The organism is Levilactobacillus parabrevis ATCC 53295, assembly GCF_001434055.1.
GTDB classification, from domain to species: domain Bacteria; phylum Bacillota; class Bacilli; order Lactobacillales; family Lactobacillaceae; genus Levilactobacillus; species Levilactobacillus parabrevis.
Window position 1 is genome coordinate 16,854 of the sequence record NZ_AZCZ01000024.1, and the last position, 24,130, is coordinate 40,983.

22 protein-coding genes are annotated in these 24,130 nt (G+C 48.9%); 16 read left to right on the forward strand and 6 right to left on the reverse strand.

The window, feature by feature from the left end; genetic code table 11:
* The first annotated feature begins 143 nt into the window (after positions 1-143).
* Together FD07_RS07540 and FD07_RS07545 are read left to right on the forward strand one after the other, a co-directional pair.
* Positions 144-902 (forward strand): hypothetical protein, encoded by a 759-nt coding sequence (locus tag FD07_RS07540; RefSeq protein ID WP_020089735.1) that lies wholly within the window; start codon positions 144-146, stop codon positions 900-902.
* 10 nt (positions 903-912) lie between these two features.
* Positions 913-1,584, forward strand: coding sequence for an ATP-binding cassette domain-containing protein (locus tag FD07_RS07545; RefSeq protein WP_020089734.1), 672 nt, complete (start codon positions 913-915; stop codon positions 1,582-1,584).
* Positions 1,585-1,673: 89 nt separating this feature from the next.
* Here FD07_RS07545 and FD07_RS07550 read toward each other — a convergent pair whose 3' ends face one another.
* The 3 genes from FD07_RS07550 to FD07_RS07560 all read right to left on the reverse strand — a co-directional run bounded on the left by FD07_RS07550 (position 1,674) and on the right by FD07_RS07560 (position 4,967).
* Positions 1,674-2,438: a flavodoxin family protein gene (locus tag FD07_RS07550; RefSeq protein ID WP_020089733.1), complete on the reverse strand. Its 765-nt coding sequence runs from the start codon at positions 2,436-2,438 to the stop codon at positions 1,674-1,676.
* A 592-nt stretch (positions 2,439-3,030) separates the two neighbouring features.
* Entirely contained in the window at positions 3,031-3,354 is a 324-nt protein-coding gene (locus FD07_RS07555; RefSeq protein ID WP_020089732.1) for a hypothetical protein, read from the reverse strand.
* Between the two features lie 359 nt (positions 3,355-3,713).
* Positions 3,714-4,967: an RNA-guided endonuclease InsQ/TnpB family protein gene (locus FD07_RS07560; protein ID WP_020089731.1), complete on the reverse strand. Its 1,254-nt coding sequence runs from the start codon at positions 4,965-4,967 to the stop codon at positions 3,714-3,716.
* A 209-nt stretch (positions 4,968-5,176) separates the two neighbouring features.
* Here FD07_RS07560 and FD07_RS07565 point away from each other — a divergent pair, with 209 nt between their 5' ends.
* Positions 5,177-6,820, forward strand: a complete 1,644-nt coding sequence (locus FD07_RS07565) for a putative polysaccharide biosynthesis protein (protein ID WP_020089730.1) — start codon at positions 5,177-5,179, stop codon at positions 6,818-6,820.
* Positions 6,821-6,831: 11 nt separating this feature from the next.
* Complete coding sequence (locus FD07_RS07570; RefSeq protein ID WP_020089729.1) at positions 6,832-7,536, forward strand: pseudouridine synthase domain-containing protein; 705 nt, start codon at positions 6,832-6,834, stop codon at positions 7,534-7,536.
* 540 nt (positions 7,537-8,076) lie between these two features.
* Here the strand turns inward: FD07_RS07570 and FD07_RS07575 are convergent.
* Entirely contained in the window at positions 8,077-8,409 is a 333-nt protein-coding gene (locus FD07_RS07575; RefSeq protein ID WP_020089728.1) for a nuclear transport factor 2 family protein, read from the reverse strand.
* Positions 8,410-8,574: 165 nt separating this feature from the next.
* Entirely contained in the window at positions 8,575-9,405 is an 831-nt protein-coding gene (locus tag FD07_RS07580; protein ID WP_020089727.1) for an NAD(P)H-hydrate dehydratase, read from the reverse strand.
* Positions 9,406-9,553: 148 nt separating this feature from the next.
* Here FD07_RS07580 and pepV point away from each other — a divergent pair, with 148 nt between their 5' ends.
* The 4 genes from pepV to FD07_RS07605 all read left to right on the forward strand — a co-directional run bounded on the left by pepV (position 9,554) and on the right by FD07_RS07605 (position 12,799).
* Complete coding sequence (gene pepV, locus FD07_RS07585) at positions 9,554-10,954, forward strand: dipeptidase PepV (RefSeq protein ID WP_020089726.1); 1,401 nt, start codon at positions 9,554-9,556, stop codon at positions 10,952-10,954.
* Between the two features lie 33 nt (positions 10,955-10,987).
* Entirely contained in the window at positions 10,988-11,485 is a 498-nt protein-coding gene (locus FD07_RS07590) for a universal stress protein (RefSeq protein ID WP_020089725.1), read from the forward strand.
* Positions 11,486-11,859: 374 nt separating this feature from the next.
* On the forward strand, positions 11,860-12,171 hold the full coding sequence (locus FD07_RS07600; protein ID WP_020089723.1) for a PadR family transcriptional regulator: 312 nt from the start codon (positions 11,860-11,862) through the stop codon (positions 12,169-12,171).
* Between the two features lie 13 nt (positions 12,172-12,184).
* On the forward strand, positions 12,185-12,799 hold the full coding sequence (locus FD07_RS07605; protein WP_020089722.1) for a DUF2812 domain-containing protein: 615 nt from the start codon (positions 12,185-12,187) through the stop codon (positions 12,797-12,799).
* Positions 12,800-12,891: 92 nt separating this feature from the next.
* Here FD07_RS07605 and FD07_RS07610 read toward each other — a convergent pair whose 3' ends face one another.
* Positions 12,892-13,218, reverse strand: coding sequence for a PepSY domain-containing protein (locus tag FD07_RS07610; protein ID WP_020089721.1), 327 nt, complete (start codon positions 13,216-13,218; stop codon positions 12,892-12,894).
* A 464-nt stretch (positions 13,219-13,682) separates the two neighbouring features.
* Between FD07_RS07610 and FD07_RS07615 the strand changes: the two genes are divergently transcribed.
* The 8 genes from FD07_RS07615 (at position 13,683) to FD07_RS07650 (ending at position 23,477) form a co-directional block, all read left to right on the forward strand.
* Complete coding sequence (locus tag FD07_RS07615; RefSeq protein ID WP_020089720.1) at positions 13,683-14,015, forward strand: thioredoxin family protein; 333 nt, start codon at positions 13,683-13,685, stop codon at positions 14,013-14,015.
* Positions 14,016-14,035: 20 nt separating this feature from the next.
* Positions 14,036-14,686: a YtpR family tRNA-binding protein gene (ytpR, locus tag FD07_RS07620; RefSeq protein ID WP_020089719.1), complete on the forward strand. Its 651-nt coding sequence runs from the start codon at positions 14,036-14,038 to the stop codon at positions 14,684-14,686.
* Positions 14,687-15,008: 322 nt separating this feature from the next.
* Entirely contained in the window at positions 15,009-18,083 is a 3,075-nt protein-coding gene (locus FD07_RS07625) for a DNA translocase FtsK (protein ID WP_020089718.1), read from the forward strand.
* A 162-nt stretch (positions 18,084-18,245) separates the two neighbouring features.
* Positions 18,246-19,577: a UDP-N-acetylmuramate--L-alanine ligase gene (gene murC, locus FD07_RS07630; RefSeq protein ID WP_020089717.1), complete on the forward strand. Its 1,332-nt coding sequence runs from the start codon at positions 18,246-18,248 to the stop codon at positions 19,575-19,577.
* A gap of 832 nt (positions 19,578-20,409) precedes the next feature.
* On the forward strand, positions 20,410-21,072 hold the full coding sequence (locus tag FD07_RS07635) for a Crp/Fnr family transcriptional regulator (protein WP_020089716.1): 663 nt from the start codon (positions 20,410-20,412) through the stop codon (positions 21,070-21,072).
* Positions 21,073-21,074: 2 nt separating this feature from the next.
* Complete coding sequence (locus tag FD07_RS07640) at positions 21,075-21,800, forward strand: nucleoside phosphorylase (RefSeq protein WP_020089715.1); 726 nt, start codon at positions 21,075-21,077, stop codon at positions 21,798-21,800.
* Positions 21,801-21,847: 47 nt separating this feature from the next.
* Positions 21,848-22,573: a nicotinamide riboside transporter PnuC gene (gene pnuC, locus FD07_RS07645; RefSeq protein WP_020089714.1), complete on the forward strand. Its 726-nt coding sequence runs from the start codon at positions 21,848-21,850 to the stop codon at positions 22,571-22,573.
* 199 nt (positions 22,574-22,772) lie between these two features.
* Positions 22,773-23,477, forward strand: a complete 705-nt coding sequence (locus FD07_RS07650) for a Bax inhibitor-1/YccA family protein (RefSeq protein WP_020089713.1) — start codon at positions 22,773-22,775, stop codon at positions 23,475-23,477.
* Positions 23,478-24,130 lie beyond the last annotated feature (653 nt).

Consider the following 24,130-nt stretch of genomic DNA (forward strand, 5'->3'; position numbering starts at 1 on the left):
GGTATAATCGACTGTAGATGGTAGGTTCAAATTACTCAGAGATAACATTGCAAAGTGATTATAAAACGATTAAAATTAGTTAATTATATAAGCCGTGGTCGTTGTATGAGAGCTTTTCAACTATATATGAGGGGGGCTTCGTCATGTGGCGTAAGTTACGAATACTAAGTCAGTTTGAGTTGCGACAAACTTGGGATGACAAAGCCATTTTGTTTTACACGTTAATCTGTCCAACAATTTACTTTGTCATAGCTGACGTGAGCTCCAAGGGACAGCCGTTTGGCGCCCGCAATATTGCGTTTCAACTGCTGGGATATTGGGTTTATATCATTCTCGTCGGCGTACTCAATGGTTTTCAATTTGGACTGGTCAGTATGCGAGAAAGCAATTTCTTAAAGATGTTTACCATCATCGCTGGCGATAAGCGGTTGATTTTTTATAGCAACCTAATCGTTCAAATGGTCTTTGTCCAAGCTGAAATTATTTTGTTTGATATTTTTGTGTTAGTTTTAAATCCGTCCTCACTATTCCTGATTCCGATGATGATTGGTGGTTTCTTCCTGAATTTCCTGTTGATACCAATCGTCGCTGGATTTACGAATTTTGTCTTACTCCTACCACTTAAAGTTAACCTGACCTCGTTGTTGATGATGGGATATATCCTGCTAGCCATGCTGATTGTCAATCTGCCTTATCAGTCGGATTCGTTGCTTGGGGTTGTCTTAACGATACTTATGCCAAGTTCATATATGATCCAATTCTATAGTACGGGTCTGAATATGCTGGGGCAAGCAACACTGGTCAATGCAGGGCTCTTAGCCATTGTCGCATTATTTTATTTACTGGTTGGCTTCTATCCAGTTCGCCACATGAAGTTGCAGTCGAATACCAGTCGCTATTAGGAGGTCACCTATGGAAATACGAGATTTTTCATATCAGTTGCCGGATGGCCGACAATTATTTCAGCATCTATCGGCCGTCTTTGACGCTGGAAAAATTAATATCTTATTGGGCGTAAATGGCGTGGGAAAGACGACGTTATTGGATTTTATTGCCGGTGTCAGCGAGCGTCGTGATCTGCCGTTTGTGGGATTCCCGACAATGCATCAGGTCGCCTATCAGATGCAGGATGCGCCATTCACTGGTTCCGCTACGGTCGCGGATACCTTGAAGATGATGGTGGATCTCGATCAACCAGACGAACGTTTTACGGAAGATCAACTGCCGGTAAGTCTCCAAGAAATTGCGCATAGTCATTTCCGCGATTTATCCGGTGGACAGCGTCAATTGGTTATTCTGGAAGGGGTCTGTCAATTACGACGAGAGCTGTATCTGTTCGATGAACCTGAGAGTGGGTTGGATGTCAAAGTTGCGGTCAGCGTGCTTGATCGGATCCAGCAGCTAACAGCTAATGGGAAGACTGTGATTATGACAACGCATCAGTTTCGTAATTTGCCTACCGAAAATGTCAAAGTTTTGGTGCTCGCTGGAAAGCAGATTGCGTTCAGCGGGACGCCAAATGAATTGATGATGCGGACGGGAACGAGTAGTTTTGAAGAAGCTTATTTGAAAACAGACGCTTAGGAAACCCAAAAAATCAACTGCCACATTTGGAAGTTGATTTTTTAATAGCATTATTTGATTGGGAATAAGTGGTCAACAATTTCTCCTGACTACCGCCGACGGTGCCGCACAAACGTAAAGAAATGTAAGATACTGGCCAGCAGCACGTAAAAGATAATGACAAAGCTGGCGTACGTCAGCCAAAATTTGCCGGCCGCAAAGACGCCGAACCACCAAGCCTGCAGGCCCATGGTAATCAACGCCATGATAGCAATCATGAAGAAGAGCAGTATGTAACGTTTCAAGGTATTATCATCCTTTCGTGGCCGGTCAGCAATCTTTTGAGAGAGGTGGCGACACTCCGCGAGCTTGTTCTCCCGCGGGGCGTGCGTCCCCCAAGTGCCGGTACCGACAAATTCACCGACTTTGATCAGACCAGCGCCAGTCAAAACGCGGTCAATCGTGACAAAGGTTTGGTCGGTGATACCGGTAAAGAAGTTATCGGCCGAGCTGATGAAGCAGGTCGTCATACTCAGGTAATGTTTATCCTTATATTTGCCGGGTAGAGTATCGGCCTTCGAGGTCATCCGAACTAGCCGGAATCGCATGCAGTCAAAGAACTGCTTCATGACGCCGGGCATCCCACCCCAGTAGGTTGGGGCACAGATAATCCAGAAGTCGCTGGCAGCCATCTTGGCTTCAATCTCATCGAGGGCTGGGCAAGCCTTCTCTTTGGTATCCGGATAAATATCGTAATCACGCAGGAAAACCGTCTCGACCTCGGCTGAATCCGGCAAGCCGTCCAAGACCGCTTGGAGGTAGCCGGCCGTGATGCCGTGGCGCTCGTGACTTCCTAATAGTGCTAAGTAACGCAAAGCAATCGCCTCACTTTTAAAATCTATGATGTCGGATTGATGGCGCTGCTTAACTGGTTGGTAGCGCCATCAATGACTATGTAACTAGTATACCGCATTGGTGGAAAAATCTTTAGGATTTGAGCTTTTTGGGGCGTTGGTTGGGTTTGGAGTGGAGGCTGCGTGCCTAGTTGGGAAGTCTGCTGGATTATTAGTATTGAATATGGGTCAGAAGATGTTGGCTTAGATCTATGTTGGCTTAGGGGAACTGTTTTGATGTTAAATTGGCTTGGAGATTGTTTTCTAAATTTATGTGGCCGAAACGTACTCCAGCAGGCAGTCAGCTCCGCTTAGCCCCAATAAGGAAAAAGCCAGGCCCGGGCTTTTATCCTTATTGACGTTAATGCTCACTGACTCCCGCCTGCTTCCGCACTCTTTTACTGAAACGTGCTCCACAAGGCAGACTCCTGCGCTTAACCTCAATAAGGAAAAATCCAGACCCGGGATTTTGCCCTTAATGACGTTAATGCTCAGAGTCTAAGCGCCTTGTTCCGCACTCTTTGCCACAAAAAAGCCCTCGCGGACCAACCGGCCGGCGGGGGTACTGGATTAATTATTGCAGTAATTCCGTTAAGATGGCGAAGAAGCGGTGCTTAACAACTTCATCTTCGCCAGCCTTTGAGAATTGGTAATTGAGTAAGTGACGGTCAAATTCGTGGAAGAAGACGTCAGCCATCGTTTGATAATCACTATCATTGGTCTGGTCGATCCGCTTAAAGCTACGCCATGTGGAATAAATCAATTGCGCGTCTTGAACCTGTGCTAACTCTGGAAAATGTTGACGGATACTTTTAGTCATCCGCACAACTTGCTTGGCTCTTTCCGGCGACATTTGCATTTCTGGAGCTGCGGTAGCCCCAGCTGCTACTTGTGTCATAATGGCATTCCTCCTTGAATAATCTGTTTCTTGACTATCTCCAGCATACCACTGTTCTCTGAATCCGGTAAAGCAAACTGCAATTGTGACGGCCTAGATTCCCAAATCTTTACCAAAAACTGATATTTGCGACCAGCAAGCTATGGTATAATATTTGTTTGATTAGCTTGGCAGTTAGCTAAGTTCGGAGTACGTTGAATTTGTCAACCACGCCCGTTTAAAAACGGACGCTTGTGAGAACCACACCCCACGGCATAGTGACCACAATTTGCTTAGATACAGCGCTAGCCTACGAATAGGTCTTATCCGCTAATTACCAAAGCCTTTTAGGTCCGTAGGTTGCCAGACGGACTCGTTTCTTACAAGGTTGCTAAACCCTTAGCTAAAATGTTCTGTGCCGCATTATGATCACGTATATGGAATATCCCACAACTTGGACACGTCCACTTGCGATCAGCCAACGTCAACTTGTTTTTTCCGGCCATAACGTGCCCACAACGGCTACAAGTTTGCGTTGTATTTCGCGGACTGACAGTCAAAAATTTCCGACCATATAACCCAGCTTTGTAGGATAGCATAGCCAATAGTGTTCGCCAGCCAACGTCCGAAACGCTCATTGCCAAAGCGTGGTTCCGCAACATATTTTTACTCCGCAGTTCTTCAGCTACGACTAAATCGTGGTTTTTGATCAAGGTCGTAGAGACATGGTGCAGGAAATTCTTGCGTTTATTAGCGACTTTAAGCCGTAATTTAGCCACTAGTAACCGTTGCTTTTGATAATTCTTTGATTCTGATAAACGTTGTTGGTTCTTCTTAGCTCGTCTAGCCCGCCGTGACAGTTTCCGTTGGGCTTTAGCTAGCTTTCCCTTAATCATTCGGTAGTAACGTGGATTAGCAATCACCTGTCCATTGGAGTCCGTCAGAAAATTATCAAGGTTTAGATCAATCCCAACTTTAGATTTCGTAACTCTTTGCTTGGCAGCGAAAGGGTGTCCCGAACCCATCTGCAGGGACACAAAGTAATGGCCGACAGCATCCATCGAAATTGTCGTTGTCCCGATTCTGATATCATCGGCTTGATCCAAAATCTTCGATGGCAGTCCCTTAAAACGAAGACGCCCAAGCTTGGGTAGTTGTAGATGATGAGTATCATTTAGTCTTACGCTGCCATTACGCATAGTTGGCACTGCCACTTTGGCACCGTAAAGACACGATGTTTGATAAGTTTGAGTATAACCACGCTTATGAAATTTAGGCGTCCCCGCCTGATGAACCTGGCGGAATAGCTTCCAGGCAGTCTTGTAATTTTTGATAGCGTTGGCTTTCATCAAGCTATCAAAATCTGGATGATTTAACCAACCATGAATATTGGAGATAGCAGTCGATGGATTCCTTAGACGTTCAGTCAGATCAGCGATTCGATTCAAGACAATTGTAATTGGAATCTTCACTTGCTTTAACCAGAACAGGTCATTGGTCATGTCATTCATCTGATTATAAATGAACCGGCTAGCATCACTATTACGCTTAATCAGCCGTTTTTGTTCGGTTGAAGGAAAGACTCTAACCTTAACGCCACAATGGTAAGGTAATTGGGCCATTGTCTTCGCCATAAGCTGCCACCTCCTCTTGCTTGATGGTAGCATATCATATGAGTATACTGTATCCATAGCGAAACGGCTTATAATAATATTTATGAAGGTATCATATGAGCAAGGAAGCCGTAGAAAGCTACATTGCCAGTCAGTGAACGGCATAGTGGCATTCATCCCTTGTTTGAAAGCAAGGGATAATTTATATTAAATTGAAAGTAGGGTGTCAAATGTCGGCAAGGTCTGATCAAACAGGAAATCAAACCGCGAGCGCGCAAGACCAAATGGTTGCTGGCTCGGCGTGGATGACCGCGGGAAGTATTTTTTCCCGGATTCTCGGCGCAATCTATATTATTCCGTGGAACATCTGGTTTGGGACATTCTTCCTGCAAGCCAACGCGCTGTATGGGAAGGGTTATAATATCTATAGCTTCTTCCTGATTGCGGCCATTGCCGGGGTGCCTTCCGCCATTGCCAAACAGGTGGCGCACTACAATGCCCTGAATGAATATGGCATCAGTGTGCGGTTGTACAAACGGGGGCTGGTAATCGCCATTCTAACCGGGGTGATTATTGCCTTACTGTTGTTCCTGGGGGCACCGCTATTTACCGGTGGCGATAAGAACCTGATTCCCGTGCTGCACTCGCTGGCCTGGGCCATTTTGATTATCCCCACGATGAGCCTGACGCGGGGCTACTTCCAAGGCTTCCAGCAGATGGCACCGTCCGCGATTTCCCAATTCGTTGAACAACTGGCGCGGGTTGCCTACATGTTGATCACGGCCTTTATTATCATGTACGTTTTGAAGGGCGACTGGGTTTCCGCCGTTTCGCAATCCACGTTGGCCGCTGCCATCGGGGCCTTGTGCGGGCTGATTGTCTTGGGTGTCTACTATTGGAAACGGCGCGATTACTTCCGCGGCCTGGTTGCCGGCAGTAACGAGGAGTTAGTCGTTCCCGCCAAACAACTCTACAAAGAAATCATTGCCCAGGCTGTCCCATTCATCATTTTGGGGGCCGGCATCACGATCTTCCAATTGATTGACCAATACACGTTCGCGCCAATCATGCATTTAGCGGGCAACTACTCGGATGCCTACCTGAACGACCTGTTCGCGCTGTTCGGGGTAAATGCCAACAAATTAATTATGATTACCATTTCATTGTCCTCGGCTCTGGCCGTGACGGTCGTCCCGTTGCTGTCCGAAGCCTACACGCGGGGCAATAAGCATGAAATCTCTGGTCAACTGACCAACGCCTTCTTGATGTTTGAATTCGTCATGATTCCCGCCGCCTTGGGGATGTCAGCCGTTGCGCGCCCACTAAACATCGTGTTTTACGGGCAAACGCAGGAAGCCTTGGGTTCGTCAATTCTGGCGTTCTCATCGTACCTGTCGATTCTCTTGGGCCTTTACACGGTGGTTTCCGCGCTGATGCAGGGGATCTCACAGAACCGGCGTGCCGTACACTACTTTGCGGTCGGTACCGCGGTGAAATTCATTGTTCAGTGGCCATTAGTCTACTTCTTGGGAGCCTTCGGGCCACTGGTTGCGACCGGAATTGGCTTGTTCGTGACCTGTTACCTAATCATTCACTCATTGGATATGCAGTTCGGCATCAACTACGCTACGATTGCCAAGAAGACTAACGGTATCCTGTTGGCCTCCCTTGGAACCTTTGCGATTGCACGGGTCGTTGTCATGTTGGGCAGCTTGCTTGGTAGCAATGGTCGGGTCATCAGCTTCACGGTGACGGCGATTGCGGCCGTTCTCGGCGGGTATTTCTACGTCTACATGATGTTGAGGAGTCGGTTAGCCGATGCGATCATCGGTGGTCGTGTGGCTGGTCTTCGTCGGCGGTTGCATATTCGTTAGGAGGGTGCGAGATGAATATTGAACGTTATTTAACGGAGCATCGGCAGGGCACGCCGCGGCAGATTTTGCGTCTGCTGCACCAACAGCGGGTGACAGTCAATGACGACGTGGTCGATTCACCACTGTTGACGGTGGCCAAGTCCGATCAGGTTCGTGTGGATGGCATGGCCGTTACTGGTCGTCAGCCGCAATACATGGTCTTCAACAAGCCGATTGGATTTCAGCTCAGTATGGACCCGACCAGTGCGCATAGCCTGGGAAGTTTGTTAAACACCTTGGATCAGATACGGCCACTCAAAGCACTGACAGACCTGCCTAAGGAGGCCAGTGGTTTGGTATTGGCTAGTGATGATGACCACTTTCTAACCGATGTTGATCTTCAGGAGTGGGTCAGTACCTTACGCGTTCAGCTCACGGGTGAGGTTGCCCAGTTGCCAAGTCTGGAAGGCGATATCACTTTCGAAGACATCCAAGTTGTGCCCGACACCCTTCACCAGTTGACGACGGTTACCGTCCGGACGCGTGACTTGACCGTGGCGGTATCCACATTGATGGCGCTGAAGGGCGTCAATGGCCCTGTGAGCCGTGTGGCGTATGGTCCGCTACCATTACCGGTCGATCTGTCCAGCGCGTCCTACCGCGGCTTATTCCCGGCAGAAATCGATGCGTTGAATGGCCCGCTGGATAGCGATCTTTCGACTTCACATGAGTTGTAAAAGGGTGTAGCTTGGTTTTCTAAACCAGTCGCCTGCGGCTGTCAGGGATTCCACCTGCTGTGGGGACCGGTCCAAGCCTGTGGGGTGGTCTTGAACCTCGACTTGAAGCCGTCAAAGTCGGACGTCTCCAAGCTCGTCCCATGACCTAACCTGACAGAAATCGTCAGCTAAGGTCATCGTCACGGCCGGCTCCATCCCTGACCTCCCCCGGCTAAGCGTGGTTTTTAGCTATCAAATTGTTTTACAATGGTGGCGTTAAGCAGAAATCATCACCGCTTCTAACGTGTAATCGAATTGTTTTCTTTTAATATAACCTTACTTAAACTAATCGGCGGCAAGCTCCTAATCGAGTTTGTCGCCGATTTTTTGAATCTTGTTAGAAACGTCAAATCTATAATTGGTCCATTGAAACAGAATTTCAGATCTAGTACCGATGTTTTCAAGATGACATCTAGTCACGAATACTTGCTAGAACCAGGCCTATCTGGACTAAACGTTAACGTAGCCGGAATCCTACCTGCCGCAGGCGACACGCACACTTTAGTCCGGTAAGATTTCCACGCGAACTAGCAAGTCGTCCTTGATCGTCATTCGGAAGGGACTGGTACCGTTGAAGCCGTTGCCCGTCACGTTAAGTTGAACCGTCCAAGTCATGGCATTGTCTTGCGTGAAGTCTTCCAGTTCGAAGTGCGATTGTTTGCCGATGTTGTCGGTTTGATTCCACTTGGCAATCTCAGTTGGACCGTTGTAGGTGGTACCCCAGTCGTCGAGGACGGCATCGGGCGTGAACTGGGCGACAAATTGGTCGCTGTCAGCGGCATTGGTTGCAGTGATAAAGGCAGCAATTGCAGCCGGTAAGGTTAAGTCATCCATAGTAGGTGCTCCTTTTGGTAGGGGGCAGTGATAGGGTTGCCCCAGAATTGTCTTTAGTATGCGTGACTAGACGCAGGCTGACAAGCAAAAACAACTGTTAATTATTTTCCGCATGGGTCGTTAGCTTGCTGGCGGCTCAATTGGATGGACCATTAACTGTAGGGCTTAGACCAGCGCCTCGTGAGCCTTCATAAACTGTGGCAGGACATCGATAATCTGGTGAGGTAAGACCACGTACTGCTTTTCCGCCAATTCTTCGGCGATGGCACTATGGCTATACACAGCGGCCAGTACAGCATCGGTGTGATCTGTAAATTGAGCAACGAAGCCGCCGACCATACCGGCTAGCGTATCGCCCATGCCACCAGTCGCCTGAGCGGGGGTGCCGAGTGGGTTTTCGTAGACCGCAGTCGGCGTGTAAATCTGGGTGCGATGAGACTTGACGATGACCGTTGCGTTGAGCTTAGCCACAGCTGGCTGGTTGTTTGCGACGCTTTGATCGGCAATCGGGATGCCGCTGAGCCGCTGCCACTCCATTTGGTGGGGCGTAAAGATCAAGTGGGCGTTCGGTAAGGTCAGATTGTGCTGGGCGATCAGTGTAATGGCTGAGCCATCGATGACCACCGTTTGGGTTGGTTTGAGTGCACCAAAGGTTGTGTTCAACGCCATTAGTCCAGCTTCGTCGGTTCCCAAGCCGGGACCAATCACGACAACATCGGCCGGGCTGACCAAACTTTTCATTTGCTCATGATTGGTCATGTCGGCAAACATGGCTTCCGGCAACCGTGCGTGCAGACTGGTCTGATTGCTGGCATCGGTAATGGTCGTGACCAACCCGGCGCCGGCGTATACAGACGCTGCACTGGCCATTAAAATGGCGCCACCAAAGTTGCGGTTACCACCGACCAGGGTGACCCGCCCGTAAGTGCCCTTATAGCTGTCGGCAGGGCGTTGCCGAATCGTTTTGGACAAGATGGATTGCGAGAGCGTTTCCATGTGAATTCCTCCTCAAAATTGTTTTCGCTTTCAGTATAGCATTTTAGTACCGGAAAACGGCTTACAATTCGGCGCGGTTATGCTAGAATTAAGTTTAAGTATACTTTGGACATTGTTGTGGTCCGAAAAAATTAAAGGAGGTCCAATCATGGCAATTGATTGGCAACAGTTATCTGAACAGTACCGCGAGGATTACGTCGCTGACCTGACGACTTTAGTCGGCATCGACAGTGCACGAGATGATTCTAAGGCTACCGCAGACTACCCACTCGGGCCCGGTCCAGCAAAAGCTCTGATCGCATTTTTAGGATTAGCTGAACGTGACGGCTTTACCGTCAAGAACCTCGATAATTTAGTTGGTTACGTTGAATTTGGTGAAGGTGATGAGACGTTGGCCATTCTGGGACACGCCGACACCATGCCCGGTGGTAAGGGCTGGCACACCGATCCGTTTACGTTGACCAAGAAGGACGGCAACTTGTACGGCCGGGGAACCTCTGATGATAAGGGACCTGCACTGGCTGCATACTATGGTTTAAAAATGATGAAGGACCAAGGAATCAAGCCTACCAAGAAGATCCGGTTCATCATTGGGACCGATGAAGAGAGTGACTGGACGGGGATGCACCACTACCTCGATTTGGAACCCGCACCAACGTTGGGCTTCTCCCCCGATGCCGAATTTCCACTGATTAACGGTGAAAAGGGGAACGTCACGTTTGAAAGCCACTTTGCTGGATCTAACGGCGGGAGCGTGACCTTACGTGACTTCCAAGCTGGCCTGCGAGAAAACATGGTTCCACGGGACGCCGAAGCTACGGTTGAAACCCCCGATGCCGACCAAATGATGGCCGACTTCAAGACATTTTTGGCCGATGCACCGGTTACGGGAACGGTTGAACAGGATGCTGCTGGTTTGCATTTCGAAGTTATCGGGAAGGCCGCTCACGGGATGGAACCCAAGAATGGGATCAATGCCGGGACCTACCTGGCTCATTTCCTGACGACCTACGACTTTGGCGGCGATGCTGAGGACTTCTTGAGCCTGTTAGCGCATGATCTCCACGATGATTCTCGGGCCCACAAACTGGGCTTGGCCTTCACCGATGAAGTGATGGGTGACCTGACCATGAACGTTGGGATTATGACGTTTACGGCTGATAAGGGTGGTCTCATCAACACCAACTTCCGTTATCCAACCGGAATTGGCGCTGCAGAAATCTTAGTTGGGCTGCAAAAGGCAACCGCCATGATGAATGTTGAAATCAAGCAAGGCCGCGAAATGGTCCCACATTACGTTGATCCAAGTGACCCAATCGTCACCACGTTGATGGACGTTTACCGGCAACAGACCGGCGATACTGACGCACAGCCAGAAGTAGTTGGTGGTGGGACTTACGGTCGCCTGATGAAGCGTGGTGTGGCCTTTGGGGCGTTATTCCCAGGTACACAAGACACGATGCATCAAGCTGACGAGTTCCAACCAGAAGATGATTTAATCAAGGCGATGTCCATTTACGGGCAGGCGACCTATGAATTGACGAAATAGGGTGTGAGGAGCACCCACAAGGGAGTGGTAAAGATGTCCGAACGCTACGAGCGAATTCTAGTTGGGGTGGACGGTTCCCGGCAAGCCAAACGCGCGGTTGAAAAAGCCATCGCGGTTGCTGTCAGAAACGAAGCAGATTTAATTATCGTTACTATCATGACGGGTGGCGATTACGTTGGAATCGGCAACAATACCAAAGTCGGTTTCGGCTTTGTGGACCAGGAAGTCATGGATGAGGCCCGCCAGCGTTCGGAACAGACCGTCGACGCGTACCGCAAGCAAGCGGAGGAGGCTGGGGTCAAACATGTTGAAACGTCCGTATTCTACGGACACCCCAACATTGACCTGGCCAAGACCTTGCCGCAGGAATACAATGCCGATTTGATCATGATTGGGGCTATTGGCTCCAACGTGGTCGAACGGATGTTGATGGGCTCCACTGCCAGTGCCGTCGTGACGAATGCCGTTACCGACGTGTTGATCGTCCGCACCGATATGCAGAATCATTCCAGCAAGTTCAAGCGTGTCTAGGATTTACGGTTAAGATAGTTGTAAGTCAAAGATATGAGCTTGCAGCAGGTGTTCTTAATTGTTTGAATTTTAAAATGGTTAATTTTTATGGGAAGGCTGACTCGGTTGAGTTGGCCTTCTTTTTTTGCCGTCTACTTACTACTAATGTAATTTCCACCGATTTTGTCGCATCATTTTATTGGGCTTATGTATTCTTTAATCTTGACAGGGTAAATCTAATCCTAGGGTTAGATAGGCGTGATTATCGAGAGAACTTTAAGATCTATGAGTGGGTGATACTTATTGACAGGCTCACAATATACAGTTAGACTATATATAGCTGAACTGTATAAAATTTGACTTTACATATTGAAAACCAGATCAGGAGAAGGAAAATGGCACGAAATAAAAATTTACCGCTGACTGAAACGACATATTACATTCTGTTGGCGCTCACGCAGCCGCTCCATGGCTATGGGGCCATTCAGGAGATTGAACGGCTTAGTCAGGGGACCGTCAAGATTGCGGCGGGTACGATGTACGGAGCAACGGAGAACTTGTTGAAGCTAAAATGGATCAAAGAGGTACCGAGCAGTGATAAGCGGCGCCGCGTGTACCGGATCACCGCGGCCGGACAAATAATCTTGCAATTAGAAACGCAACGATTACGGGGCTTGGGGAAGCTTGCCGAGAAGTTTGGCTATTAGGGAGGAGCAGGACATGAAAAAGTTTCACGTGTTTTTAGATCTTAATGACGAGGAAAACTGGATTAATGCCATTCAGGAGGGAGGGTACCGCTTGGATTGGGTGAATCCATATCTCCACTGTTATACATTTCAGAAGCTGGCGGACGCTGATCAGTTCAATCCGTATACCCGATTAGACTTTCGGGATAGGGGAATGAAACGGCGTGCCTACCAGGACTATCGCCAACTCTTTAGCGATAGTGGGTGGCGGCTCATTGCCGGGAGTCGTCACGGCGGTATCCAATACTTCCAACAGAAGACGGCAGCATCGGATCGTGATATCTTTTCGGATGAGCGGTCCAGGGCCAGAAGTCGCCGACGGTTCACCCGCCTCAGCTTGTACTATGCCGTCTTTCTGTTGAGTTACGTTTTCTTCTATTGGCAGACCACGGATGACCTTAATTTCTTCGATGTTAAAAGTTGGTATCTCACGCCGGGACTGTGGCAGATGCAGGGCGAATGGTTCTGGAAGGCCGTTATCTTCGAGACACCGTTTGCTTTGATGCGCGTGGGGGTGTTTTACGTCTTCCTGATTGTCGGTCTCTATAACCTGTGTCGGGTGATTCGCAATTATCGTCGATTAGGGTGAATTGGGATACATATTTCAACCAAAATAAGGATTACTCAAAAAGCAGCACGTTGAAATTTCAACGTGCTGCTTTTGTTTAAGCTCATAGTCAATTACAGACGGTGGATATCCAGGACACTACCAGTGTTGGCATCTGCGACAAATTGGTATTGCACTAATTTGTCGTCCTCATATCGCGTGATACCACCATAATAAACGCGTGATTTAACCGCGAACTTCTGGAAAGGTACCGCATGTTTCTCAATCCAGGCGCCTTCAATGGGGGACTCTTGGCGGAACTGGTGCTTGACCTGCTCCAAAATGTTGTCGGGATTCAAGCGCGAGCCGCCACCAAAGAAGCGCGTGATGAAAATGCCCATTAAGCCTCCGACTACCCCGGTAAGGCTGAGTTGATACAGTTGTCCGTTTCTAGCAGTCATCCTACCGCCTCCTTAGCAGTTTATTTATGGGACGTGTAAACGTTCTATCTGCCCCTAGTATAGCAATGTTTAGGGGGAAGTTCCCGTAAAAAGGTAGAAAAGTTTGGAAAATAATGTTATCGCCAGTATACGCAGAGGTTGGCGAGGTGTAAAGCTTGAAATTCTTGACAAAGAATCATTGGAATCGGAGAAATATTTTCGAATGATTGGGTCATAATGTATAGTCAATATTTAGATTGATTTTGTTAGCAGTTAAGAATAACTTATAAGAGTCAAGTCGTTGGTTTGGAAAAATCACATCTTACCCAGTCAATTTTAAAAGCTTAGACGTGCTTACCTGCAGATAACCAGCTTTCAAGTAACAAAAAGTAAGCAGATTAAGCTAAAATTTTGTAATCCCTCGGCCACATTGCTATAATGATGTTTGTGTATTTTTTAAAACTTAAATAAAGGAGTGCTTACTCATGGAACAATTACCCAAAATGTCAGCCGCTGATCTGAAAGACGTCGTTAAAGACGGTAAGACCATGTTATTCTTCTCTGCTACTTGGTGCCCGGATTGCGCCTTCATTAAGCCAGCAATGCCCGACATTGAAGCAGAATATCCCGATTTTAAGTTTATCGCGGTTGACCGCGACGAAAACATCGACTTGGCTGCCGAATTAAATGTCTTCGGTATCCCTAGTTTTATCGCCTTCTCAAATGGTGATGAAATTGGTCGATTAGTCAACAAGGACCGCAAGACCAAGGCTGAGGTTGAAGAATTTATTAATTCATTAGCAGCCAACGCCGATTAAACCGTTGGAAAGGATCCCACATGTTAATTGCTAGTTATAATCCCCAAGAATTAGGGGACACTTTGATTGTTATCGTTGCTCAAGACACGCCCCAACAGGCACACACCGTTCGTGACGGCATCGCGCGAATTTACGACGCCGAAACGGAAAAAACCTTAGGCTACAACTTCTTGGAAATTTCCAAGATCTTGCCTAACATCGGTGGCAATGGCCAAGTGATGTTGACCGTTGACGAGGTTGCTGCTTTGAACGCCGCATTGGAAGACGCCGGCTTCAATGGTGAATTGGTCGCTGACACGGAATCGAAGTTCATTGTCGGTTACGTTAAGACGGCAACGCCACACCCAGATTCCGACCACTTGTTGGTGACGGAAACGGTCGTAGACAATGACCAGTCCGTTCAAATTGTCAGTGGCTCGCCTAACATGCAAGCCGATATCAAAGTTGTCGTTGCCAAGGTTGGTGCGATGATGCCCAACGGCCTGATCATTTGGCCAGGAGCCTTACGAGGCGTCGAAAGTGACGGGATGATCTGCTCCGGTCGTGAGTTGCGCTTAGCCAATGCGCCACAACGGCCAGGTGCCTTGATTCTTCCCGATGACTATGAAGTTGGGGAACCGTTCGACTTTGAACGGGGCCAAACAATCTTCATGGCACAAGAAAATGCTTAAGAAACATTACGAAAGCGGGTTTGCCCTTGTCGGCAACCCGCTTTTTTGTGTACAATAGGGGAGATTGCCTTTAGCCAATTTGGGCTGGGTGGTCAGAAAGAATTTTAATGTGCGGTTTAGACGCGCTCACCGCTTCACGTTATCTCATGAAGCGGCTAAAATGAGACTTAGTGACAAACACAATTAAATGAATTATAAAACTAGCTTTTTGCTAGACAAAAAATCAGGGAATGAGTTAACCAACCGCCAATCCAGGCGGTGTCTCCTCCCAAAGTCTTGAAATTCGGCAGGTGCGGTGTGCACCCGTCAAGGAGGAAGAAACATGGAGCACTATGATGGACCAGCTTTTTACCGAAAATTTGCGGTTAAGCCAAATCCCGAACAATTAGAAGACACCACGAATGAACGCGCCCAGCGCTCCGTTAAGCAACGACAGGAACGTAATGATCGATTGCGGCTTCGCGAGGAACGGGTAGCAAAGCGCGAGCAAGCATCGAAACAGGCTGCACCGGCTAAGCCACGGGAAACATCCGTTGCCAAGTCAACACCTGTCTCACAGGCCACAACACCAACGCCAAAATCCAGTGATGATGAGAACTATCGGCCATTTCAGATGACCCCGATTCCCAAGCAGTTGCATTGGTCGCACCCGACTTCCGAGTCGCGGCGGCGTTACCGGCGGTTAGTGGCGGAGTTGCATAAGGACGATAGCAGCTTTTTGTTGTTTGGGTCGGCTGCCGATGCGGCTGAACTCGAAAGTGCATCCGCAACTGACACAAAAGCAGCGTCGGATCAGACGTCTATGTCTATGTCGTCAGACGCATCGGTTACTGAGACTTCAGCTCCAGAAACAGCTGCTGTTGAGCCTAATACCATTGAAAAACAAACGGATTCCGGGGATGTTTCGACAACTGTTGCTGAAACGTCAACCGAGTCGACTAAAATTGCTGGCGAACCAGCTGACAGCGACAGTGAGGACGCTGATTCTGAATCAGACGATATGACCTCTGATAGCGAAGAGGTGGATGAAACAGTGTTAGATGGGTCATCAACTCCAGATACCAACTCCGATAATCAATCCACTAATGACGCCGAAACAACGGCAAATACTGCGACCGAAGATGCTGACGAAGCGTCGGAAGCATCGTTTGAATCTGATGCCACTGATTCTGAAGCTGAGACAATCGCCAGTGAAGCGGCACCAACCGAAATTTTCTACCCGACGGCACCAATTGCTGATGCTGAAGCGACTGCATCGACCGAGCCTGCCAGCCAGGCAACCAGTACCGCCGTCAGTGGGGTAGGGGACTACCTGCCCGTGGGAACAGTCAAGACGACGGCTACTACGGCAGCGTCCACGCCGGCTTCTGATGTCTCACCAGTCAGTGAATCATCAACTAGTGAGGCACCAGTTGACGAAACGGTCTCAACCGAAGAAGATTCAACCGAAACAGCTCCTAACACTTCTGAAACCAGCCAACCGGAAAGCACCGCCAGCCACGCCGCAATTGTGCGGTCCACGGCTCATTTAGTTGTGAGTTCAGCGGCGGGTGTTCCGGCCAGTGTGGCGTCCAATAGCGCTCACCCGGCTGTGATCCCAGATGCCACGGTGGCCACGACGCCAGATAAGGCGGCGATTAAACCCGCCGTTCAGCTGTCAACCAACGTGGCGCCTACAAATACGCAGGCAACGACTGATTCAGCGGAACCGACCTCACAGACAAGTGACGCATCAAACCGACCTGCCGAGGTCAATCAACTCCTCGACCGGGCAACGGCAGACGATACTGCACCAGCTAGTTCGGCACCGCGACAGGTAAAGCCTAAGGCCAAACCATCGCGCGGTCTCGGCCACTCGCTTGGCGATATCATGCAAGAAGAGGGTAACGACCAGCGCAATCTGGCCCTATTTGATCGGCCAGAGATGTCGGATACGGTATCAGATACTGAAGAGGCAGATCAAACCGAACGCGGGTATCACTTCCCTGGCGTTGACCTGCTACCAAAGCCGGTCGTTCCCGACGAAGAAGCTCTCGACGAGTGGATCGAACACCAAGCCGAAGTCCTCGACGAGACGTTGAGCGCCTTTCATGTCGACGCCCACGTCAGTGACTGGACGGTTGGGCCGACTGTTACCCAGTTCCAGATCAGTCTGGCACTTGGGGTCAAGGTCAATAAAATTACGAACTTAAACGATGACTTGAAGCTGGCCTTGGCTGCCAAGGATATCCGAATCGAAGCGCCAATTCCCGGGAAGAGTACGGTTGGAATCGAAATTCCGAACCTAAAGTCGCGGCCCGTCATGTTGTCTGAAATTCTGAATTCACCGGTCTTCCAGAAGAGCGAATCACCATTAACGGTGGCCCTCGGGGTCGACTTATTTGGGCAACCACAGGTCACCGATCTGCGGAAGATGCCCCACGGCTTGATTGCTGGGGCTACTGGGTCCGGGAAGAGTGTGTTCATCAACTCCCTACTGCTCTCGATTCTCTACAAGGCCACACCGGCACAGGTCAAGCTTCTGTTGATCGATCCGAAGGCCGTGGAAATGGCACCGTACGATGCCTTGCCACACCTGCTGTCACCCGTTATTTCCGATCCGAAGGCCGCTGCGGCAGCTCTCAAGTGGGTCGTTACCGAAATGGACCAACGTTACGAGAAGTTGGCCGCTGCGGGGGTCCGCAACATCGAGCAGTTTAACGACCGTGCCGATGCCAATGACGAGCCATCCCTGAAGATGCCATACATCGTGATTATTATCGATGAATTGGCTGATTTGATGATGATGGCCGCCAGCGAGGTTCAAGACTACATTGTCCGGATCACGCAAAAGGCCCGGGCCGCCGGGATTCATCTCCTGGTCGCCACCCAACGGCCGAGTGTCGACATTGTCACCGGGACCATCAAGAACAACATTCCAACGCGGATTGCCTTCATGGTTTCCAGTCAGATCGACTCGCGGACGATTCTGGATACCGCTGGTGCCGAGAACCTACTGGGTCGTGGGGACATGCTGTACTTGGGTAACGGGGCCAGTCAACCAATGCGGTTGCAAGGGGCTTTCGTTGAATCCGAGGTCGATGCCATTACCGATTTTGTTCGGACGCAGGGTAAGCCGCACTATGCCTTTGAGCCGAAGGGCTTACTGCAACGCGAAACGGCTGAAGAAAATCAAGACGATTTGTTGCCAAAGGTCTTAGAGTACATTGCTCAGGAGAAGACCGTGTCGACCTCGAAATTGCAACGGGTCTTCTCGATTGGCTATAATCGCGCGGCCAATTTGATTGATGATCTGGAACAGCACCACTACGTCTCACCACAGCACGGGTCGAAGCCGCGTGAGGTCTACCTCACGCCGGACGACTTAGGGAAAGATTTACCTGAGCCACACGACTAAGGTGCTATATCTTCATTGTAAGGTGAATAGTCCTCACTGCCCTTTAATCGGTCTCCGTCTTTTAAGGGGTGGGGGGATATGCTAGAATGGAAAGAGAGTCACTCGCACGGTTTATTGAGTCAAGTGGCCTTTACCGCACAGAGTAGAAAAGAGGATCATTTAATGGATAACGCAACGGTTTATCATTTTGTCGGAATTAAAGGATCAGGGATGAGTGCCCTTGCCCTGATTTTACATGATAAGGGATTCAAGGTTCAGGGGTCAGATATCACCCAGTACACGTTCACGCAACGTGGTTTGGAAAAGGCTGGTATCGATGTCATGGGCTTTGACGAAGCCAACATTCACGAAGGATTAACGGTGATTGCCGGGAACTCCTTCACGGATGACCATCCAGAAATCAAGAAGGCCCGCGCTATGGGCTTACCCGTTTACCGTTACCATGAATTCTTGGGTCACTTGATCGAAGGTTACACCAGTATCGGGGTTGCCGGTGCCCACGGTAAGACCAGTACGACTGGCCTGCTGTCACACGTCCTCAGCGGCGTGGCACCAACTTCATACCTGATCGGTGATGGGACTGGGAAGGGGACGCCTAACGCGCGTTTCTTCGTTTACGAAGCCGACGAATACCGGCGTCACTTCCTGGCCACTAAGCCAGATTACGCGATCATGACCAACATCGACTTCGATCACCCCGACTATTACACGGGCATCGACGATGTTTACAGTGCTTTCGAGACGTGGGCTAACCAGGTCAAGAAGGGAATTTTCGCCTGGGGTGATGATCCTGAGTTACGTAAATTAAAGACGGACGTACCGGTCTATTACTATGGGACCAGCGACCGTGACGACTTCCAAGCCAAGAACATCAAGCGTTCAACGACTGGGTCAACCTTTGACGTTTACCATGATGGCAAGAACTTAGGGAACTTTGAAATCCACCTGTACGGTGAACATAACGTGCTGAACAGTCTGGCCGTAATCGCCGTTTCCTACTTCGAAAAGGTCAACATGGATGAAATCAAGCGTGAATTGGCTGATTTCAAGGGTGTTAAGCGTCGGTTCACGGAACGGAAGCTTGCCGACATGACCATCATTGATGACTATGCGCACCATCCATCCGAAATCAAGGCCACGCTGGACGCTGCACGGCAAAAGTATCCGGACAAGGAGATCATTGCGGTCTTCCAGCCCCACACTTTCAGTCGGACGATTGCCCTGATGGACGACTTTGCCAAGAGCCTGAACTTGGCCGACAAGGTCTTCTTGACCAATATCTTCAGCTCTGCGCGTGAAACGCAAGGCGCTGTCTCCAGCAAGGACTTAGCTGCTAAGATTGCCAAGGGTGGCGAAATCCTGACGGTGGACAACATGTCGCCATTACTGGACTTCCACGATGCTGTCGTTGTCTTCATGGGTGCCGGTGACGTGCAGAAGTACGAACGGTCTTACGAAGAATTACTGAGTCACTTATCTTTAAAGAACAACTAAATTAAATGATTTATCGTTGAGGTATCCGCCGGTCTGGCGGGTGCCTCTTTTTGTCTGATGGTGATGGTAGTTATGGTGGCGCTGGCGTATCGCCTGCGGCTGCCAGGATTCTGCCTGCTGTGGGGACCGGTCAAAGCCGAGGTCCAACCAATTTGCAGTTAACGTCTAGCTAATATCTATGATTAGCTTTCAAATTGTATCCGTTCATGGTACTATTAGAGACGTAGATGTGTACCCATGGTCGGGTACATTCGAAAATCCTGGCAATTCGCGTTGTTGGGTAATGGCTCTCGGATTGCAAAATCCGGGAGCTTTTTTTCGTCAAAAACTTTGTCTGGTAGGTGGCACGTTTACAATTTGGAAGGTGTGGGGGAGCTGTTGCAGTTATCGTAACTATTTCAAAATTAGCCCTATACTAGTACTAATGTAATTTCTAAGGATTTAGTCGCATCTTTTGGCAAAATAACTTGAAAAATCGTTTTAACATAGAAGTGGTTGTGAGGGTTAAGCAGAATGATTTGTCGTCGGGAATATAACTTTATAAGGCTGGTAGTAATTTATATCGCAATATGCTATTAATATTATTGTGACTTTGACACCTAAATTAGTTGTGAGAAGTCAGCGCAGTTAACCGACTGCTAAACGATTATCTATTAAAATGGCAATTATTGAATGCGGTTTCAGAAGTGCTTCAGTTTGTCGAGGACATTCGTCCCGGAAAAACCACAAAAATACATAATTTTCACGTGAAAGCGGATACATTTGGAGAACCGCGTCATTGGGCTTTCCGACTTATTTTGCTAATCTTATGTTGTAAGGAGCTGTTTGAGAAATGATGAATGACTTGGCTGCGTTGGTGGCCCAGGAGCCCGTACTACAGCAGTTATTGCGGACTTGTCCGTTACATATTATCAATGCTTTTCAAATCGAGCATTACGCGGTGGATGAGTTTCAGTTTGATCAGGGGGCTCAGTATGACAACACGTATATTTTGGCCGCTGGTAAGGTTAAAATTTACCTGATGTCAGCTGGTGGAAAAGCCGTTGCGTTGGATATTTACGAAAAGGGAGCGTTTATTGGCGAGCAGGAAGCCTTGCTGGATAAGCCGTATAGTGCCTCCGTCGTGAATCTGACACCGGTGACGGTTCTCAGGATTCCCAATGACTTGTTTAAAACTTGGTTGAAGGAAGATCAACATTTTTCACAGGAATTAATTGTTAATTTGTCTGCGCAGATCTATACCTTAACTAACCGGACGGAACGTTACAGCCTGCATTCGGCGTTGGACCAAGCCATCTCGTATCTCATCTGGGCGACGCGGCGCAATCAAGTCGTGACGCGAACCAACCTGCTCAATGAGGTCGATACCTCCAGCCGGAATCTTAACCGCATCATCAAACAGCTACGGGACTTGGACGTCATTACGGTCGATAAGTCTCAAATCAGCGTCACAAATTTACCACAGTTGATTACAATTCTAAGAAATGAGGGATAGACATGACTGAACCAGAACCACACACGCAATTATTGCCAACCATCAACACGGATAGTGCCATCATTATGGGGGATCCCGCTAGAGTCGAGCGTTCCAAGAAGTTCTTGGACGATGTCGAAGACTGGGCCTTCAACCGTGAGTACAAGTCGATTCTTGGGACTTATCAGGGCAAACGCATTCTGGTGATGTCCACCGGGATCGGGGCACCATCGACCGGCATCGCCATTGAAGAACTCAACAACGTGGGTGTGAAGAAGGTCATTCGTGTGGGGTCTGCTGGGGCCATGCAAGCCGGCATTGACCTCGGAAAGCTGATCATTGGTGAAGGGGTCGTCCGTGATGACGGGCTGACTGGCAAATACGTGCCCAACATTTATCCCGCTGTGCCATCATTCCGGCTGATGGCTTTGGCGCACTACTACGCGCCCGAAGCTTTCTACGGCATTATTCGCTCTCACGACGGCTTCTACATGGATGATAATGCACAAAACGAGGCCTTTTGGTCATCTAAGGGTATATTAGGGGCAGATATGGAATCCGGTGCTATGATGGTAATCGGGCGGCAACGGGGATTGGAGACGTTGTCGATCCTAAATAACGTAGTTCTGTATGAGGGTGATTTAGCTGCGGGGGTCAGTGACTTAACGAACGGGGACGACCTGATGGCCCAAGGCGAGACGGATTCGATCAAGTTGGCGTTAAATATCTTAAGTGACGATTCACTATAAGTAACACGTGTCAAACCACATAGAACAAGTGAAAAGGGGAATGTATGATGGATAATGCCAAACAACACGGCTGGTGGTTTAACCAGCTCTTCACGAATTGGAAAAAGTTCGAAGTCATCTACGTGACAATTTTGATTCTGCTCCAAATGGTCGTTTACGCGATCGTCCCAGATAGCTTCATCGGGATGATTTCCGGGGTCGGCGGGGTTCTGTGTCTGGTCTATGGGATGAAGGGCCGGAAGATTTCGTTTATCTTCGGTCTGATTCAGTGTCTGGCCATGACCTACGTTGCCTGGATCAGCCACGCCTATGGGTCCTTTGCTATGGATATTATTTATGTTATTTCTCAACCCATCGGCTGGTACATGTGGGGTCACGACGAAGCCACGCATTCTTTCAAGAAGAACACGCGGCGTTGGATCTTCATCGGTGCCTTCGTGGCGTGGGCCATTGGCTGGGTCGTTCTGGCCGCTTTGAATGGTCAGCTGCCATACTTTGACTCCGTCAACTTCGTGGTCAGCATCATTGCGCAGTTGCTCTACATTCTGAAATACAAGGAAAACTGGTCACTGTGGATCGTCGTCAACATCGCCAACGTTTTATACTGGGGGATTCTGACGGTTCAGATCCTGATTGGGGCCACGAGCATTGGGAGCCTAGGGGCGAACCTATCACAAGTTGCCCTCCAAGCGGCTCTGCTGTTCAACTCGATTTACGCCAACCGCGTTTGGGCGAGAGGTGAAGCCGATAATGAAGGTGGCGCCGGTAAATAATTGTTCGCAATATAAATTTAATAATTAAGAGTCTATGGGGGAACGGCGCGGGTCGTTCCCTTTTTTGCTGGGTTTGTGCGCGACAGATTACTTGTATTTGGGGGTGGATTTGATAAAATGTATTCTAATAAACCCAGAAGTTGTGCCGCAATTGGGTGGCACTCAGCTGGGAAAGTTTTGATAAAAAAGGAGCGTTTCAATGAACAACTATGAACAGCAACCCCGTCAAACGATTAATACCGAGGTCGGACTTAATGGTTTCATGACTAAGATGTTCGGGTGGATGGGCTTGTCTGTGCTGGTATCTGCTGTGACGGCTTTTCTCATGGCAACCCAGTTCAGCGGTGCCTTACAAAACCTCAACGGTGGAATGGTGATCTTGCCAATCATCGTGTGGTTCATCTTACCATTCGTGATTAGCGGACAATCTATGAAACGCCCAACGGTGGCCTTTGTGGGCCTCATGGTCTACGCGGTTGTCACCGGTGCGGTCTTCTCCATCTACACGTTGATGTACAACAATACATCGATTGCTGGTGCGTTTGTCTCCAGTGCCGCCGTCTTTCTGACGATGGCAACGATTGGGGTAACGACCAAGCGTGACTTGACCAAGATTGGAACGCAAGCCTCAGCAGCCTTGATTGGGTTGATTGTGGCCATGCTGATCAACATCTTCTTACGGAGTTCACTGATTGCCATGATCTTCTCTTTCGTCGCAGTGATCATCTTCGCGGCTTTGACCGCCTGGGACACCCAACGGATGAAGAAGATGTACCTCAAGTACGGTGACCAAGTCTCAACGACGGGTCTTGCCGTCAACGGGGCACTGCAACTCTACTTGGATTTCGTCAACTTATTCTTACAACTGTTACAAATCTTCGGCTTATTCGGCGGCAGAGACTAATCGTCAGTAGGCAAAAAGTGAAAAGCGAAGCACTGGATATTGCTGGTGCTTCGCTTTTTGTATCTCACAATTTGTGACTGAGATATGGTAAATGGTTTTGGTGACTCTTGGAATAGTGCAGTGAAAGCCTTATGTGATGACGTTTGGGGAGATAGGGCTAGTCTTGTTGCCTGACTTGAGACCAATATTCGGCCAAAACTATCATCAAGCTAAATGCTGATATGGTAACTTGATGTATTATACAATCATCGAAAATGTAATGCTCACTAAACTTGACATTACGCAAAGATTTGAGCGGTTTAATTTACAACAGATGGCTACCGGTAGCTTAGATTCGGATGGAATTTGATCATGAAAAACTGTGGATAAACAACGTAACCAGTCTTGAATAACAACAAGATCTTTGGTGAGAGCTCTATGCAAGCCGAAGGAGGTCAGGATGGAGCTGGCCGTGAGCGTCATGTTGGCTGGCGTTCTGTGCCAACCTACTTCGGAGACGCGTGGTCTTCGTAGCTTTGACCGGTCCTCACAGCAGGTGGAATCCCTGGCAGCGGCAGGCGGGCATACATCTCTCAACCAATCTTTTAACGTTATTAGGCGATAAGGCAGTTTTTCATTAAAGATCAAGCGCAAATTGCAAGAACAAGTTAGTC

Excerpts from the sequence above, each read along its gene's own strand:
- FD07_RS07610 (WP_020089721.1), bottom strand. The coding sequence starts at position 13,218 with ATGACTGCTAGAAACGGACAACTGTATCAACTCAGCCTTACCGGGGTA.
- pepV (WP_020089726.1), top strand. The coding sequence starts at position 9,554 with ATGGCAATTGATTGGCAACAGTTATCTGAACAGTACCGCGAGGATTAC.
- FD07_RS07545 (WP_020089734.1), top strand. The coding sequence starts at position 913 with ATGGAAATACGAGATTTTTCATATCAGTTGCCGGATGGCCGACAATTA.
- FD07_RS07605 (WP_020089722.1), top strand. The coding sequence starts at position 12,185 with ATGAAAAAGTTTCACGTGTTTTTAGATCTTAATGACGAGGAAAACTGG.
- pnuC (WP_020089714.1), top strand. The coding sequence starts at position 21,848 with ATGGATAATGCCAAACAACACGGCTGGTGGTTTAACCAGCTCTTCACG.
- ytpR (WP_020089719.1), top strand. The coding sequence starts at position 14,036 with ATGTTAATTGCTAGTTATAATCCCCAAGAATTAGGGGACACTTTGATT.
- murC (WP_020089717.1), top strand. The coding sequence starts at position 18,246 with ATGGATAACGCAACGGTTTATCATTTTGTCGGAATTAAAGGATCAGGG.
- FD07_RS07580 (WP_020089727.1), bottom strand. The coding sequence starts at position 9,405 with ATGGAAACGCTCTCGCAATCCATCTTGTCCAAAACGATTCGGCAACGC.
- FD07_RS07570 (WP_020089729.1), top strand. The coding sequence starts at position 6,832 with ATGAATATTGAACGTTATTTAACGGAGCATCGGCAGGGCACGCCGCGG.
- FD07_RS07575 (WP_020089728.1), bottom strand. The coding sequence starts at position 8,409 with ATGGATGACTTAACCTTACCGGCTGCAATTGCTGCCTTTATCACTGCA.
- FD07_RS07635 (WP_020089716.1), top strand. The coding sequence starts at position 20,410 with ATGATGAATGACTTGGCTGCGTTGGTGGCCCAGGAGCCCGTACTACAG.
- FD07_RS07540 (WP_020089735.1), top strand. The coding sequence starts at position 144 with ATGTGGCGTAAGTTACGAATACTAAGTCAGTTTGAGTTGCGACAAACT.
- FD07_RS07650 (WP_020089713.1), top strand. The coding sequence starts at position 22,773 with ATGAACAACTATGAACAGCAACCCCGTCAAACGATTAATACCGAGGTC.
- FD07_RS07640 (WP_020089715.1), top strand. The coding sequence starts at position 21,075 with ATGACTGAACCAGAACCACACACGCAATTATTGCCAACCATCAACACG.
- FD07_RS07625 (WP_020089718.1), top strand. The coding sequence starts at position 15,009 with ATGGAGCACTATGATGGACCAGCTTTTTACCGAAAATTTGCGGTTAAG.
- FD07_RS07615 (WP_020089720.1), top strand. The coding sequence starts at position 13,683 with ATGGAACAATTACCCAAAATGTCAGCCGCTGATCTGAAAGACGTCGTT.
- FD07_RS07560 (WP_020089731.1), bottom strand. The coding sequence starts at position 4,967 with ATGGCGAAGACAATGGCCCAATTACCTTACCATTGTGGCGTTAAGGTT.
- FD07_RS07600 (WP_020089723.1), top strand. The coding sequence starts at position 11,860 with ATGGCACGAAATAAAAATTTACCGCTGACTGAAACGACATATTACATT.
- FD07_RS07565 (WP_020089730.1), top strand. The coding sequence starts at position 5,177 with ATGTCGGCAAGGTCTGATCAAACAGGAAATCAAACCGCGAGCGCGCAA.
- FD07_RS07590 (WP_020089725.1), top strand. The coding sequence starts at position 10,988 with ATGTCCGAACGCTACGAGCGAATTCTAGTTGGGGTGGACGGTTCCCGG.
- FD07_RS07555 (WP_020089732.1), bottom strand. The coding sequence starts at position 3,354 with ATGACACAAGTAGCAGCTGGGGCTACCGCAGCTCCAGAAATGCAAATG.